Here is a 14,579-nt window from a genome sequence, read left to right as displayed (position 1 = left end):
GATCGCGCCACGTGCCACCTTGCACACGCACCGCGCGGGAGCCATGGGGGATCATGTCCACATGAGCGAAGACCACACGCACGTGCAGGAGTTCTTCGGGACGCGCGCCGCCGACTGGGACCGGAAGTTCCCGGCGGACGGGCCCGCCTTCACGACGGCGGTGGCCGAATTCGGCCTGCGCCCCGGCGACCGCGTCCTCGACGCGGGCTGCGGTACCGGGCGGGCGCTGACCGCGCTGCGCGCCGCCGTCGGCCCGGCCGGCACGGTGCTCGGCGCGGACCTCACCCCGCAGATGCTGGCCGCCGCGCGGCGGGCCGGCCGGGACGCCGAGGGCACGCTGCTGCTCGCGGACGTGGCCCGGCTGCCGCTGCGCGACGCGGCGCTCGACGCCGTGTTCGCGGCCGGGCTGATCGCGCACCTGCCCGACCCGGAGGCGAACCTGCGCGAGCTCGCCCGCGTGGTCCGCCCCGGCGGCCGCCTCGCCCTGTTCCACCCGATCGGGCGGGCGGCCCTGGCGGCGCGACAGGGCCGCGAACTGACGCCGGAGGACCTGCGGGCCGAGCACAACCTGGGCCCGCTGCTGGCCGGTTCGGGCTGGGACATGACCTCGTACGCCGACGAGGACGCCCGCTTCCTCGCGCTCGCGCTGCGCCGGGCCTGACCGGCCCTCCCATGCCCATGCCGTACGTCGGCACCTGCCCCGGGACGCGAGGAGGTGCCCGGGATCACGCCGGAGGCTGAGCATCCGCCCCGGCGGGCCGGCGCGGATGCGGTACGGGGCATCCCCCCGAGCCGGGCACCGGGAACGTGCCGAGCTCGCCGACGTCGTAGCCATGGGGGTAACCCTTGATCTCCGGGTTCTGCCGGGCGTAGTGCGGGTCCTTGCGCGGCGGCAGCAGCCGGACGGCGCGCCCGCGCAGCTTGAGGGCGCCCCGGAACAGCCGCTTGACCGGCGGACGGGGGCTCTCGTAGCGGAAGGCGGACAGCAGCGGCTCGTCGAGGAGGGAGAGGACCAGCGCGCGCGTCGCGGGGGCGAGCGGCGCGGGGTACCAGGAGGCCATGAGGGCGAGGGTGGAGTCGGCCACCTTGCGGCCGCCCTCGTCCCAGCCGAGGTGGGCCTCCTCGTAGGAGTGCAGGGTCTCCTCGAACTCCTCGAAAGAGCCCGGAATGTCCTTTATACCCATGTGCCGGCCGAGTTCGGCGTAGTAGTTCGCGGCGGCGCGGCGTTCGTGATGGGTCAGCGGGCGCCAGCCGTAGGCGTCCAGCCAGCGCGCCGGGATCACCACGAACGTGCACAGGACGTACCGCATGTCCTCGTTGGTGATGTCGTAGGCGCGGTGCATCTGGTTGACGCGGCGGATCGCGGTGCGCGCCGTATCGCTCTCGAACCCGTGCTCCACGACGGCGTCGAGGAGCAGCGAGGTGTCGTCGTAGCGCTTCTGCGGACGATCGGTGAACTCGGCGGTCTCGGCGAGGAGGCGGCCGATGCTGGGGACCGCGTACGTGCGGAAGAGGGCGAGCTCCAGGGCGCGGGTCATGTCCCACGGGAACTCGTAGGTGGCGGTGAGCCGGTAGATGGCCAGGAAGTCCTTGTCGGGGTCGAGACGGAGGATCTCCCTCAGCCGGTCGTAACGCTGCACCGGGTACACCTTTCTGTGGCGGGCTGCCAACTCTACGTGCAGGTGGCGGCCTTGGAAATCGACGGCCGCAGGCTCTCGACGCAGGGGTTACCCGCTGGTTAGGGTGCGCCGACGACAGAGCGACCGGGAGGCCACGTGACGGACGAGGAGGGGGGCGGTTCGCTCTACGTGCTGACCGCCGTGCTGCTGACCCCCGCGCAGTTTCCGGGCATCCTGGGCGACGACTTCCCGGAGGCCTGCTCGCTGCTGGGTGTGAAACCGGCGGCGCAGGGATACGGGCTGGTGCTCGGACAGGACGAGGACGGCGCGCGCTGGACGGTCGTCGTGGACGACGTCTCGCTCGTGGCCATGGCGATCGCCTCCTGGGACTGCGGCATGGAATACGACCTGTCGCCCGACGAGCGGTCGATCGTGGTCTCGCTGGCGGGCTGGCCCCTGGCCCTGTCGGTGGCGGCGCCGGGCGTACCGGAGCCGCACGACCCGGAGCAGGGCGCCGACGGGACCGGACGGGTGCCGCTGGCACCGCCGTCCGCCGAGGTGTGGGGACCCGTGCAGCGGCGGATGGGGGCGGACCAGATCGCCCGGGAGTGGACCGGCTGGCGCGAGCAGGTCGCGGCGGACGGCGGGGCGGCGGCCGCGGCGCACCCCGGGCTCGCGCGGGCGCTCCGGGAGGCCCTGGAGTACACCCAGAGCCCGCCGCCGCCGGGCCGGGTCCGGTCCTCGTTCGCGGGCGAGGGCGTGCGGACGCTGCGCGTGGACGGCCCCGGGTGGTCGCTGGTGGCACGGACCGGGGACGCCGCCTTCGTCCTGCTGGACGAGGAGCCGGGCGAGGTCCTCACGGTCCCCCGCGACGGGGATCCCGATCTCGGCCTGCCCGAACTGCCGGAGCTGCTCGCGGCCCTGGACCGCGTGGCCGTACGCCCGGCATGAACCCGAAGGAGACGCTGTGTCGGTGCAATCGGAGCCGGTGGCCGTGGTGGTGGGCGGCCGCGCGGAGGCGGTCGACGACGACTGGGGGCGGGAGACGGCCGTGATCCGCCTGGACTCCGGAAGGTTCGGCCCGGAGGCCCTGTACGGGCTGGCGGACTTTTCACACCTGGAGGTCGTCTACCACTTCGACCGGGTTCCGGTGGAGAAGATCGAGACGGGCGCGCGGCATCCCCGGGGCAACGCGGACTGGCCGTTGGTCGGCATCTTCGCCCAACGCGGCAAGAACAGGCCGAACCGGCTGGGGGTCTCCCGGTGCCGGATCCTGAAGGTGGACGGCCTGGACGTGCACGTCGAAGGCCTGGACGCGGTGGACGGCACCCCGGTGCTGGACCTGAAGCCGTACATGGCCGAGTTCGGCCCGCGCGGCGCACTGCGCCAGCCCGAGTGGGCCACCGCCCTGATGCGCGACTACTACTGATCCACCCGGTGACCCGCCCGGCGCCCCGCGCCGCGGGCTCAGCGGCCCAGTTGCTTCCTGGATATTCCCCGCAGACGACGCCGCTGGGAGGAGTCCAGCAGCAGGTAGGCGGCCGCCGGCACGCCGATCAGGACCAGCAGTCCGGCCCAGAACCCGACCGTCCAGAACAACACGATGGCTGCCGCGACTCCGGCAACCGCGACTTTGCCGCGCTTGGACATCTGCGGACACCTCCACCTGTCGTCGTCCACTACCCCCCACAACGCGCCGCTCCGACCACGCGTTCCCGGCCCCCTCCCTCCGTCACCGAACGCGACCGGTCCGGCACCCGCCGGCGGCGATCCGGCCCGGCCGTGGCCGACACGGCCCTTGTCCGGACCCCGTACCGGCACGACGATGGGGCGCTCCGGATACGCGGCACCACGGGAGGACGCATGGACGATCCGTCGGTGGCACTGCCGGGCGGGGCCGACCCCGCCGAGCGTTCGCGCCTCCTGCGGCGGGCGCACACCGCGTTCGCGCAGGACGGGCGGGTCGAGGATCCGGTCCGGGCGGTGATCGCGAAGTCCTGGCGACGGTGCGACCGCGCCGGGGTCAGCCCGGAGTCCGCGCCCGCGGTGGACTTGGCGGAGGCGGAACTGCGGTCGTACCGGGCGCAGCACCCCCTGGCCCGGGTGATGCCGGTGTTCCGGGACCTCGTGGGGGCGTTCGCGGCGCACGGGGCCCATCTGCTCGCGGTCTGCGACGCGCGGGGCAGCCTGCTCTGGGTCGAGGGCGAGGCGGCCACGCTACGGCGGGCGGAGCGGCTCGGCTTCGTGCCGGGCGCCCGCTGGGCGGAGACCGCGATGGGCACCAACGCCCCCGGCACGGCGGTCGCCCTCGGAGAGCCGGTCCAGGTCTTCGGGGCCGAGCATTTCAGCCGCCGGGTCCATCCCTGGACCTGCGCGGCGGCCCCGGTGCGCGATCCCCGGACCGGCCGGCTCCTCGGCGCCGTGGACATCACCGGCGGCGACGGCCTCGCCCATCCGCACTCCCTCGCCTTCGTCCGGGCGGTGGCCCGCGCGGCGGAGGCCCAACTGGCACTGCTTGACCCGGTCCCGCCGGGCGCCGGGGACACCCTCGCCGTCCTCGGCCGGGACGAGGCCCTGCTGGTCGGCGGGGGCACCACGCTCCGCCTGGGCCGGCGGCACAGCGAGATCATGGCGCTGCTCGCCCACCATCCGGCGGGCCTGTCGGGCGAGGAGCTGGCGATCGCGCTGTACGAGGACGAATCGGTGTCACCGGTGACCCTGCGCGCCGAAATGTCGCGCCTGCGCGGACTGCTGGGGGACCGGGCCCCGCTCTCGCGTCCGTACCGTACGGCGGCGCCGCTGGAGGCTGACTCCACCGTGGTGACCCGGCACCTGGCGGCCGGCGCCGTCTCCGCGGCCCTCCAGCACTACGCGGGCCCGTTGCTCCCCGGCTCGACCGCGCCGGGCATCGTGCGGCTGCGGCGCCGGATCGAGGACCAGGCGCGGGCCGCGGTGATCGCGCGGGCGGACGCGGGGCTGCTGACCGACTGGGTGTGCTCCCCGTGGGGCGCGGACGACGCGGCGGCTTGGCGGGCGCTGGCCGAAGCGCTGCCGCAGGAGGGCCGCCCGGCCGCGCTGGCCCGCGTACGGGCCCTCGACGAGGAACTCGGCGGCGGACCCGCCGGGAAACCCGGCGGGGAACCCGGCTCCGGACCCCGGCCCGGCCACCCGCGCGGGGAACCCGCCCCTCCGCCCCCGCGCCGGGCAACGTATTCGCAACCTGCCCGCTCCTAGCCTCCTCCCGAGCGCTGTCCGACGGCGGCCGGCGCCCGGCAAGGGGAGGACACCATGGCCCGTTACGCTGCGCCCGGTACGGAAGGCGCGCTCATGTCGTACGCGCCCCGCTACGGCCACTTCATCGGTGGCGAGTACGTCGAGCCTGCCCTCGGCGCGTACTTCGCCAACCCCTCCCCCGTCAACGGCCGGACCTTCACCGAGGTGGCGCGCGGCACGGCCGAGGACGTGGAGCGGGCGCTCGACGCGGCGCACGCGGCGGCGCCCGCCTGGGGCCGCACCTCGGTCGCCGAGCGGTCCACGGTACTGCTGCGCATCGCCGACCGGATGGAACAGAACCTGGAGGCGCTGGCGGTCGCGGAGACCTGGGAGAACGGCAAGCCGGTCCGGGAGACCCTCGCCGCCGACATACCGCTGGCGATCGACCAGTTCCGCTATTTCGCGGGCGCGCTGCGCGCCCAGGAGGGGGCGCTGAGCCAGCTCGACGACGACACCGTCGCCTACCACTTCCACGAACCGCTGGGCGTGATCGGGCAGATCATCCCGTGGAACTTCCCGATCCTGATGGCGGTGTGGAAGCTGGCTCCGGCGCTGGCGGCCGGGAACACGGTGGTGCTGAAGCCGGCCGAGCAGACCCCGGCCTCGGTGCACTACTGGCTGGGCCTGGTGGCGGACCTGCTGCCGCCGGGCGTGGTGAACATCGTGAACGGCTTCGGCGAGGAGGCGGGCAAACCGCTCGCCTCCAGCCCGCGCGTGGCGAAGATCGCGTTCACCGGGGAGACGTCCACGGGGCGGCTGATCATGCAGTACGCGGCGGAGCACCTGAAGCCGGTGACCCTCGAACTCGGCGGCAAGAGCCCGAACCTCTTCTTCGACGACATCTGGACCACGGACGACGACCTGCGCGACAAGGCCCTGGAGGGCTTCACCATGTTCGCCCTCAACCAGGGCGAGGTGTGTACGAGCCCCTCGCGCGCCCTCATCGAGCGCGGCCGGTACGGCGACTTCCTCGACGCGGCCGTGGCCCGTACGGAACTGATCGTGCCGGGGCACCCGTTGGACACGGACACGATGATCGGCGCGCAGGCCTCCGAGGAGCAGCTGCGAAAGGTCCTGTCGTACGTGGAGATCGGCCGGAAGGAAGGCGCGAAGGTCCTGACGGGCGGCGAGAGGCAGGAGCTGGACGGCGAACTGGCGGGCGGCTTCTACGTCCAGCCGACCGTCTTCGAGGGCGACAACCGCATGCGGATCTTCCAGGAGGAGATCTTCGGCCCGGTCGTCTCGGTCACCGCGTTCCAGGACTTCGACGACGCCGTACGGATCGCCAACGACACGGCGTACGGTCTGGGCGCGGGCGTCTGGACCCGCGACATCAACACCGCGTACCGCGCGGGCCGCGCGATCCAGGCGGGCCGCGTCTGGACGAACTGCTACCACGCCTACCCGGCCCACGCCGCCTTCGGCGGCTACAAGCAGTCCGGCATAGGCCGCGAGACCCACAAGATGATGCTGGAGCACTACCAGCAGACCAAGAACCTCCTCGTGTCGTACTCGCCGAAGCGTCTCGGCTTCTTCTAGGGGCCCAAGAAAGGGCGCCTGACCTGCGTTTTTGCCCGGCAGGCGGCTTCGGCTACAGCCGCCCGTCCGGGGCGACGCCGGGGCGGTCGACGTGGCCGAAGGCGCTCAGGCCGTGACGGGGGCCAGGAGTGCCTGGCGGGCCCGGGCGAACTCGACCAGTTGCTGAGCCATCAGCGTCAGCTGCTCCTGGACGTGTGGCACCTCGCACCGCCCCTCCGGACCGAAAGGCACGGCCGTGCTGTTGACCGCGACGCCGATCGGTGTGGGCCAGCCGCGCAGGGCGTGGGTGATGTCGCGCAGGGCGGCCAGGGTGGCGACGGCACCCTGCCAACCCTGGCCCACCGCGATACAACCCACGGCCCGCCCACTGAGGTACGGGCGACTGTCGTCGCGGAGCTCCTCCAGATGGTCCAGGGCGTTCTTGACCAGTCCTGAGACCGTCCCGTGATACGCGGGGCTGGCCAGTACCACGGCGTCCGCCTGCGCCACCGCGCGCAGCAGCCGGGCAGCGTGCCCGTGCACGGCCTCCGCCCCCGGCCGGTAGAGCGGCATGGCGAGCTCCGTGCCGTTGAGCAGCCGAACCTCCGCGCCCATGTGCTCGGCGGCGTCCAAGCAGACGCGAAGGGCCTGTTCCACCGTCGAGCGGGTACCGGACGAGCCGCCGATTCCCACGATCCTGATTACTCGTTGCACGCGACTTCCTCCGATGGTTGACAGCTGGTCCGGCCTGGCCGCTCGCGGACGGCGCGTCAGACCTGCGGCGCGAGGAACTCCGAGAACCGGGCTGTGATGCCCTCCAGGTCGTCGGTCACCCGCGGCGGGGGCGCCGTGGTGTCGGACGTCACGCGACACTGGACGAACACGGGAGCCGGCGGGTTCCGGAGCTCCTCACGGAGGACTGCGGCCAGAGCCTCCTCCGATCCGACCGTGTGGACCCGGGAGAATCCGCAGGCACGAGCCCAGCCGGGCAGGTCCACCGAGTCGCCGGGCGAGCGCTGGCCTCCCGTGGAGGCGTAGGCCCCGTCGTCCAGCACGAGGTGGATCAGCGGCAAGTCCGGCCGGGCGCCCGCCATCACCAGCCCGACCGGGTTCATCAGGAGGCTGCCGTCGCCGTCCACGACCAGGGTCGTACGGCGGGAGTGCATCGCGATGCCGGTGCCGAGCGACAGCGCCAGCCCCATCGAGCCCGTCATGTAGAAGTGGTTGTGGCCCCCGGCTGCGGCGCCGATCCGGGCGGCGTACCCGGTGGTGAACACCGTGGGAAGGCCGGGGGCCTGGGCCAGCGCGACGGTCACGGCCGCCGTCTTGGTCAGAGTCATCGGGTCTACACCTTCCATGCGAACTCGTCCGGGCGGACCAGGAGCGCACAGGGCAGGCGCTTCTCCCGCACCACGGTCGCAGCCTTGGCCAGCTGCCGCTCGGCGCCCGCTCCGGTCAGGTACTCGTATCCGATACCGAGGCCTTCCAGGACCGGCCCGGTGAGCCGTCCCATCGCCAGGTTCTCGGTGGTCGTGTCCGGCGCCGTCCCCCGCATGCTGATGATGAGCAGCATGGGGATCCGGTACGGAACGACCAGCGAGGCCAGCGCGTTGACCGACTGGCCGAGGCCGGAGTTCTGCATCAGCACGACCGGGCAGGCCCCCGCCAGGCTCGCCCCCGCGGCGACCCCGACGGCGTTGTCCTCGCGCGCGACGACGTGGTAGTCCCCGCCCCTCTCCAGCAGCGAGAGCAGGGGGGCCAGGACACCGCACGGGGTGCCGAAGTACGGGCCCAGGCCGTTCGCCGTCAGCGCGTCGTGCACGGCGGACACCGAGCCGTCCACGCGTTCGGTCGTGAGTGCTTCAGTGAGCATGTCAATCTCCTCGGGAATCTGTCACGTGTCGGTCGCGCCTGTGCCGAGAGGTTCGGCCGCCGGGCCGCCCAGCCGTCTCGCCCGATCCAGGTGATCGGTGGTGCCGAGGAGCTCCCAGCGCTGCAGCGCCAGCGGCACGTTGCCCTCCCGCCACAGCCGCTCGTGGAAGGAAGTCAGGCTGAAGGACTTCCCGTCCCGCCGCTCACAGGACGTCAGCAGGTCGAGAACTTGCGCCTTCCCAGCCAGGTAGCTCAGGCCCAGCCCCGGCCGGCCGGCGTAGAAGGCGGTCTCTTCCCACGCCGTCCCGCGGTCCATCGGGACCAGGTCGGCCAGCCGGCCGGCCGCCTCGTCCAGGGTCAGCTCGCCCTGAGCCAGCCCGAGGTCGATGTCCACCCGCAGGGCACGCAGCCGCATGGCGTTCACGATGAACCGCCGGCTGACCGGGGCGTCGTCGAACAGACCTGCGAGGAGGGTGAGTTCCTCGGTGTGGAAGGCGACGCCCTCGTTCGCGGCCGAGTCGTAATAGTGGCGTCGAACCGGGTTGTCGTGCGCCGCCGAGAGGGCCAGCTGCCAGGCGTGGACCCCTTCGTGGACGATGCCCACCCGCGGGTCGCGCGCCTCGGCAAGCTGGAAGTAGGGCAGGTCGGGCCGGGGTTCGGGAACGTAGCGCACCGCGTCCTCGTCCCACCTGGCCCGGGCGGCCGTGTGGTGCTGGACGCCGAGCCAGGTCAGCGGCTCCAGGTGGGGTGGCACGGCCAGGTTGCGGTAGTGGCGCAGGCTGTCGGGCAGGTCGACGATGCGCTCCTTCCGCAGGAACGCCCGTACGTCCAGCTCGTCCTGCCGCTGCCGCTCGACTTGCGCCGCCGTGTCCGCGAACGGCGGCGGCGCGGTCGGCTCCCCGTGTCGGTGCAGCACGAGCTCGGCGGCTGCCGCACGGGCGTACTCCCGGCGGCCCAGGTCGCGCAGTTGCTCCGCCGACCAGGGCAGCAGTGCGACCCGGTGGAGGAAGAAACGGAACGCCTCGGGGCCCGGACTGAACGCCCCGGTGAAACCGGGCAGCGCGTCCTGGAGCCACGTCCGGTAGTCGCACAGCGCCCGCCGGGCGTCGCTCGACGCGGTCTGCAGGTCGGCTGCCAGGGCCGCCGGCTGCGGCGCCGCGAGAGCGGCGACCGCCGTCCCCAGCGCCTCGGCCGCTGTGCCGAGCAGCCGCAACGCGTACTCGGCAAGCGGTGCGGCGGCGTGTCCGGCCAGGTTGAGCCGGCCCTGGGCGAGTATCTCGGGCACCCGTGCCAGTCGGCCCGCCACCACGCGCGCCCGGGGTTGCGCCGTGGCGTCCGGCCGCAGCAGCTCCTGGTAGACCGGCAGCAGGGCCTGGTCGAGGTAGAAACCCGGATTGAGCTGCCAGTCCCGCAGCAGGTGCAGCTCCCAGTGGACCCGGGCGAGCGCCGATCCGATCAGTTCCCCGTCCACCTGCACCGCCACGGGCTCGGCCGACAGGTCGAGGGCACGGTGGCGAACGGCGAATCCGGACAGCGCACGGCTGCGACCGGCAACCGCCTCCGGCGACCAGTCCGGGATCCAGCCATCCGGGCGCTCGACCCGGTTGAGGTCGTCGTAGCAGTCGGGCTGTGTGGCCTCCCGCCACACCCAGAACTCCTCGGCCAGCGTGCGCAGGACGGATGCCGCGCTGCTCATCATCGGTCTCCCGAGTGGGTCAGGACGTGAAGCTCACGTCGTAGGCACGCATCCAGCGGTCCACCTCGATGAGTGGCAACAGCAGGTGCAGGTTGTCGGCCATGGTCATCATCTGGCCGCTTCCCGAGGCGAGTTCACGTACCTTGGTCACATCCAGACGTCCGGCGAGCGGCGAGGAGCTGTCGTCGAGCACTCCGTCGAGCGCGGCACGCACGGCCCTTGCATGGGCCGGCGAGAAGGTGGCGGGGAAGGCGCTCTTACGGCGCTGCAGCACCTCCTGCGGGAGGAGGTCGGCAACTGCCGCGCGCAACAGGCTCTTCTCCCGTCCGTCCGCCACCTTCATCTTCCACGGCACGTTCCACACGTACTCCAGCAGCGTGTGGTCGCAGAACGGCACCCGCACCTCCAGCCCCACGGCCATACTCATCCGGTCCTTGCGGTCCAGCAGGTACAGCAGCGGGCCCTGCAGGCTGAGGAAGAGCACCTCGCGCATCCGGGCCTGCAGCCCGGACTCCCCGGTCAGCCGCGGAACGCGGGCGCGCATCGTGGCGTAGCGGTCCCGCTCGTCGTCCTCGGGCCGGATCCGGGCCCGGACGTCGGGTGCCAGGCAGTCGGTCAGCCTGGGTGCGTTGCCGAGCCAGGGGAACGTGTCGCCCCACACGGTGTCCCGGTCGAAGAACCAGGGGTATCCACCGAAGACCTCGTCGGCGGCCTCCCCCGAGAGCGCGACGGTGGAATGCTCCCGGATCGCCTGGAAGAGCAGGTACATGGACGCGTCGAACTGGCCGAGGCTCGGCAGGTCGCGGGCCGCCAGCGCGTCCGGGACCACGCCGGCCAGGGCCGCCGGGTCCAGGAGGATCGAGGTGTGGTCGACTCCGATGTGCGCAGCGGCGGCCAGTGCGAACGGCGTGTCCTGCTCGGGACGCAGCGCGGTGGCGCGGAAGTCGTCGGCCGCCCCCTCGAAGTCCACCGAGAAGGACCGCAGGCCCTTCGCATGGTGCCGGGCGCCCAGGGCGGTGACCGCCGAGGAGTCCAGGCCGCCGGAGAGCAGGGTGCACAGGGGTACGTCCGCCACCATCTGCTCGGCGACTGTCTGCTCCAGGAGATCGCGTACCCGGCGCACGGTGGTGTCCTCGTCGTCGCCGTGCTCCTGGCTGACCAGCCGCCAGTACGGCGCCTCGTGCGCGCCCGAGCGGTCCACCCTGACCAGGTGCCCGGGCTGCACCTGACGGAGGTCGGTGTAGGGCGTCTCCCAGGGCATGGCGAGCCGAGGGTTGAAGAGGATGGGGAGCTTGTCCTCGCTGGTGCGCGCGGTGAAGAGCGGGTTGGCCAGGATCGCCTTCGGCTCCGAGGCGAACAGGACCCCGCCCCGGTACGCGTGGTAGTAGAGCGGCTTGACGCCCAGCCGGTCGCGGACCAGTAGCAGTTCCTCCCGGGCGGCGTCCCATATCGCGAAGGCGAACATGCCGGTGAGGCGGTCCACGAAGCCGGTGCCCCACTCCAGGTAGGCGCGCAGGACGACCTCCGTGTCGGAGGCGGTGGTGAACCGGTGGCCGCGGGAGCGGAGGTGGTCGCGCAGCTCACGGAAGTTGTACAGCTCACCGCTGTAGGTGAGTACGACGGGAGCCTCGCTGCCCGGCCGCCGGGCGGTCATGGGCTGGACGCCGCCCTCCAGGTCGACGATGGCCAGTCGCCGGTGGCCCAGGGCGGCGTGGGGCGCGAGCCAGGTGCCCGCGGCGTCGGGACCGCGTCGGTGCAGGGTTCCGGTCATGGCCTCCACCGTCGGGCGTTCGGTGGTGAGATCGCGGTCGAAGTCGATCCAGCCGGCGATGCCGCACATCTGTGGACTCCTTGTTGGCGGTTCGGGTCGGTCTCGGGGATCAGCGAAGCGGGTGGGGATCAGGGGTGTGCGGGCTGCGGGGAGGGGCTCGGGGGGCGGGACCGGGGCAGGTCGACGAGGAATTCGTCCAGGTCGACGGTCCGGTGGCCGTCCACGCCCGGGCATTCCCAGCGCAGGTCCTTGCGGGCCGGGCGCTCCGCGTCGTGGAAATAGACGGCCTGCAGGCCACCCCCGTGGAGTTCCAGCAGGGGGTTGGCCGTCAGGAAGTCCCGCACCTCCGGGGTGTCGCTCCTGACCCGCAGCACCAGCCGCTTCTCTCGGAAGTGGTTCTCGGGAAGGCTGACTTCGGGGTGCATCTTGCGTTTGAACTGGAAGATGCCCTTGCTCAGGAACGGCTCGCATCCGGAGAGGTCGACCCTGGTCAGGCCCTGTTCGGCAGCCCACTGGAGGATCAGCACGTACAGAGCCGTGTAGGTGCCCGAACGGTAGGGCTCCTCACCGCCCGCCTCGACGCCGGCCAGCCGGACGACCAGGGTGTCTCCTTCGAGGCGGCACAACATGCCCGCCACGCGCCGGCCCGACTCGCAGAGGAAGAACAGCACGCCCCGCCGGAAGAGGCAGACCAGGGCGCTCCGCCGCTCCTCCGAGCGGGCGGCGTCGCGGTGCCTGTTCTGCATCGTCGGACGGTGCATGCCGTCGTAGAAGGCATGGAAGTCGGCTTCCGACGGGGCGACTTCGAGGGTGCGGGAGCGAGCCTTGAGCTCCCGTGCGTACTGTTGGCGGGCCTTGCGCGAGAGCCGCCGGACGGCCTCTTGCGGATCGGGGCCCACCAGCACCGACAGGTTGATCCGGAAGGGCAGCACCAGGCAATGCCGGGGCGGCCGACGCGGGGCGGCGTGCTGCAGCACTCCGACCGCGAGCAGGTCCGCATCGGGTGCGGCCCGGCCACCTGCCAGCTCCGACCAGGTGGTGCGGCAGGTGCTGTGCTCCGAACCGGTGCCCCGGCGTTGTTCGAGGAAGGGCAGGACGTGCGTGAGCCCGGCAGCCAGCCCGCCGTACGCCACGGTCGGACCCCGGCCGGCGGGCCTGGACACCGTGACGGACGGCCGGGCGGCGGCAGCGGCCATCCCGTGCGCCCGGAGGACGAGCGAACCGCCGCTGTTGTTCCAGGCATAGCGCCAGTTCGGCGGGATCACCGGCGCCTCACCGCGCTCCGGTTCGGGCTGGGGACGCAGCCGCACCGTTCCCCTTCCGCTGCCCGGACGGAGTGCTTCGTCGTCTCTGGGTGCATCACTGTCGGCTCCGATGGGCGGCGGCTAGGCGTGGGCGGCCGCGAGGACGGCGCGCGCGAGGTCGTCGACGGTGCCGACCCGGGTGAGGTGGTCCTCGCGCAGGGCGGGCACGAGTTCGTCGCTGTAGTAGCCGGAGCCGTGGACCACGACGTCGGTGTCAGGGCCCAGAAGGCCCCGCTCCCGGGAGAGGAGAACACCGGTGAGCGCCTTGACGAGCGACCATTCACGGATCAGGGTCGGATCGGCGGCGATCTCGATGCCTGCGACGGCGGCGAGCGCCCGGACCTGGTCGAAGTGCTCAAGGCACTCTCGGCGGGAGACCACGATCCCGCCGCCGCCGTGGCGGGCGACGATGTCGTTGATCTGCGTGCGGGTGGGCGGCTCCTTGGTGTAGAAGGTCGGGTCGATCACCTCCCGGGGGTCGTCGGTGACGGCCGGGAACTCCGCAACCGCGTCCTGCTGCCACAAGCCGGTCGTCGCGTCGTAGGTGTAGTCCGGGACCTTCGTGCCGAGCAGGCTGGTCACCATGTCGGCCGTGGCGAGCTGCTGGACCAGGTGGAAGCCGGGGTGTCGGGCGGGTGCTGCGTACCCGGGCAGTCCCTCGGTGAGCAGCCGGTGGCCCAGGTGGTAACCGAGGAGCCCGAAGGCGCTGGAAACCGCGTGGACGTGCACCCGCGGTGCGGAGTCGGCGGTGATGGGCAGGAGTTCCGCTTCGACGAAGGCGCGGACCGCGTCGGCGATGCGGTAGTTGTCCAGGTCCAGGGTGTACCAGAGGCGGAAGCCCGTGGTGTCGAGGATCTCCGCGGTGTGCCGCTGCACCACCTCGCTGCTCAGCTGCTTGACGTCGGCAGGGCGCTCGACCTTGGCGAGGACCACCGGGTTGGCCGTGCGCAGCGCCTGGTCCCCGGTCAGTGCGCAGTCGCGGAGCTTGTTGCGCGAGGCCTCGGGGGCGAGCATGACGATGCGCAGCTCGTCGGGGGTGGCCAACCCGGTCGCGTGGGCCCTGGCCACGGCATCGCGCAGGGCCGTTCCCTTGTTGCCTGATGTCGGGGTGAACAGCATGATTCGCTCGCCGGTGCGGCGGATGTGGGCGGCGGCACGGGCGATCATGAGCAGCGAGGCCATGGTCTTGGTGGTCCTGGCACCCGGGTTGCGCATCAGGTCGAGGATGTGGGTCCGCTGGTCCACCCGGGTGAGTCCGACATCGGTGACCTCGGTGAACGCGGCGAAGGCGGCAGGCTTCCCGGTGAGCTCCAGGGGGATGTCGGCCGGGCTGGTCCGTTCACCTTCCACCGTGCGTGCTGCGGTACGGATCTCCTCGAAGTACCGGTCGAGCGCGTTGCGCACGACCTTGCCGCTGCCGGCCGCGTGGCCCGTTTCGGACATGACGGATTCACTCCTTGTGGGGAAGTTGTGTCGGGTACCTGTGGTGCCATGGGTCGAACGTCCGCGGGCGCCGCGGACCGGTC

The 14,579-nt window shown here is 72.3% G+C and carries 14 protein-coding genes; 5 read left to right on the top strand and 9 right to left on the bottom strand.

The genetic code is table 11. The features are described 5' to 3' along the window. Nucleotides 1-61 precede the first annotated feature (61 nt). Nucleotides 62-661 (top strand): class I SAM-dependent methyltransferase, encoded by a 600-nt coding sequence (locus CP980_RS28985; protein ID WP_150529399.1) that lies wholly within the window; start codon nt 62-64, stop codon nt 659-661. Between the two features lie 64 nt (nt 662-725). Here CP980_RS28985 and CP980_RS28980 read toward each other — a convergent pair whose 3' ends face one another. After that, the gene (locus tag CP980_RS28980) at nt 726-1,640 is read right to left on the bottom strand and encodes an oxygenase MpaB family protein (protein WP_150529398.1); all 915 of its coding nucleotides are present in this window, start codon (nt 1,638-1,640) and stop codon (nt 726-728) included. 135 nt (nt 1,641-1,775) lie between these two features. On the opposite strand from CP980_RS28980, the gene CP980_RS28975 reads away from it, so the two are divergent. Together CP980_RS28975 and CP980_RS28970 are read left to right on the top strand one after the other, a co-directional pair. Then, a complete protein-coding gene (locus tag CP980_RS28975) occupies nt 1,776-2,570 on the top strand; it encodes a hypothetical protein (RefSeq protein ID WP_150529397.1) in 795 nt (264 codons plus the stop codon). Nucleotides 2,571-2,592: 22 nt separating this feature from the next. Further along, nucleotides 2,593-3,048, top strand: coding sequence for an SAM-dependent methyltransferase (locus CP980_RS28970; RefSeq protein WP_123517221.1), 456 nt, complete (start codon nt 2,593-2,595; stop codon nt 3,046-3,048). Nucleotides 3,049-3,086: 38 nt separating this feature from the next. Here CP980_RS28970 and CP980_RS28965 read toward each other — a convergent pair whose 3' ends face one another. After that, nucleotides 3,087-3,269, bottom strand: coding sequence for a hypothetical protein (locus CP980_RS28965; protein ID WP_030158088.1), 183 nt, complete (start codon nt 3,267-3,269; stop codon nt 3,087-3,089). Nucleotides 3,270-3,482: 213 nt separating this feature from the next. Between CP980_RS28965 and CP980_RS28960 the strand changes: the two genes are divergently transcribed. Both CP980_RS28960 and exaC read left to right on the top strand, forming a co-directional pair. After that, entirely contained in the window at nt 3,483-4,853 is a 1,371-nt protein-coding gene (locus tag CP980_RS28960; RefSeq protein WP_150529396.1) for a helix-turn-helix domain-containing protein, read from the top strand. A gap of 54 nt (nt 4,854-4,907) precedes the next feature. Next, on the top strand, nt 4,908-6,431 hold the full coding sequence (gene exaC / locus CP980_RS28955; RefSeq protein WP_150529395.1) for an acetaldehyde dehydrogenase ExaC: 1,524 nt from the start codon (nt 4,908-4,910) through the stop codon (nt 6,429-6,431). A gap of 105 nt (nt 6,432-6,536) precedes the next feature. Here the strand turns inward: exaC and CP980_RS28950 are convergent, their stop codons facing one another. The 7 genes from CP980_RS28950 to CP980_RS28920 all read right to left on the bottom strand — a co-directional run bounded on the left by CP980_RS28950 (nt 6,537) and on the right by CP980_RS28920 (nt 14,496). After that, nucleotides 6,537-7,124, bottom strand: a complete 588-nt coding sequence (locus CP980_RS28950; protein WP_132758794.1) for an NADPH-dependent FMN reductase — start codon at nt 7,122-7,124, stop codon at nt 6,537-6,539. Nucleotides 7,125-7,180: 56 nt separating this feature from the next. Then, nucleotides 7,181-7,750, bottom strand: coding sequence for a thiamine pyrophosphate-dependent enzyme (locus CP980_RS28945; RefSeq protein WP_167535895.1), 570 nt, complete (start codon nt 7,748-7,750; stop codon nt 7,181-7,183). 5 nt (nt 7,751-7,755) lie between these two features. Continuing rightward, nucleotides 7,756-8,283: a thiamine pyrophosphate-binding protein gene (locus tag CP980_RS28940; RefSeq protein ID WP_132758792.1), complete on the bottom strand. Its 528-nt coding sequence runs from the start codon at nt 8,281-8,283 to the stop codon at nt 7,756-7,758. A gap of 21 nt (nt 8,284-8,304) precedes the next feature. Next, nucleotides 8,305-9,978, bottom strand: a complete 1,674-nt coding sequence (locus CP980_RS28935; RefSeq protein ID WP_167535894.1) for a DUF885 family protein — start codon at nt 9,976-9,978, stop codon at nt 8,305-8,307. A gap of 19 nt (nt 9,979-9,997) precedes the next feature. Then, nucleotides 9,998-11,818 (bottom strand): asparagine synthase (glutamine-hydrolyzing), encoded by a 1,821-nt coding sequence (gene asnB, locus CP980_RS28930; protein WP_150529392.1) that lies wholly within the window; start codon nt 11,816-11,818, stop codon nt 9,998-10,000. 59 nt (nt 11,819-11,877) lie between these two features. Beyond that, nucleotides 11,878-13,059, bottom strand: a complete 1,182-nt coding sequence (locus CP980_RS28925; protein WP_150529391.1) for a GNAT family N-acetyltransferase — start codon at nt 13,057-13,059, stop codon at nt 11,878-11,880. A 75-nt stretch (nt 13,060-13,134) separates the two neighbouring features. Beyond that, the gene (locus tag CP980_RS28920; RefSeq protein WP_132758788.1) at nt 13,135-14,496 is read right to left on the bottom strand and encodes a DUF6002 family protein; all 1,362 of its coding nucleotides are present in this window, start codon (nt 14,494-14,496) and stop codon (nt 13,135-13,137) included. Nucleotides 14,497-14,579: the final 83 nt, after the last annotated feature.

Origin of the sequence: Streptomyces vinaceus, from assembly GCF_008704935.1 — a bacterium.
Lineage (GTDB): Bacteria > Actinomycetota > Actinomycetes > Streptomycetales > Streptomycetaceae > Streptomyces > Streptomyces vinaceus.
Note: the sequence above shows the minus strand (reverse complement) of the source record. Positions and strands in the feature narration are given on the sequence as shown.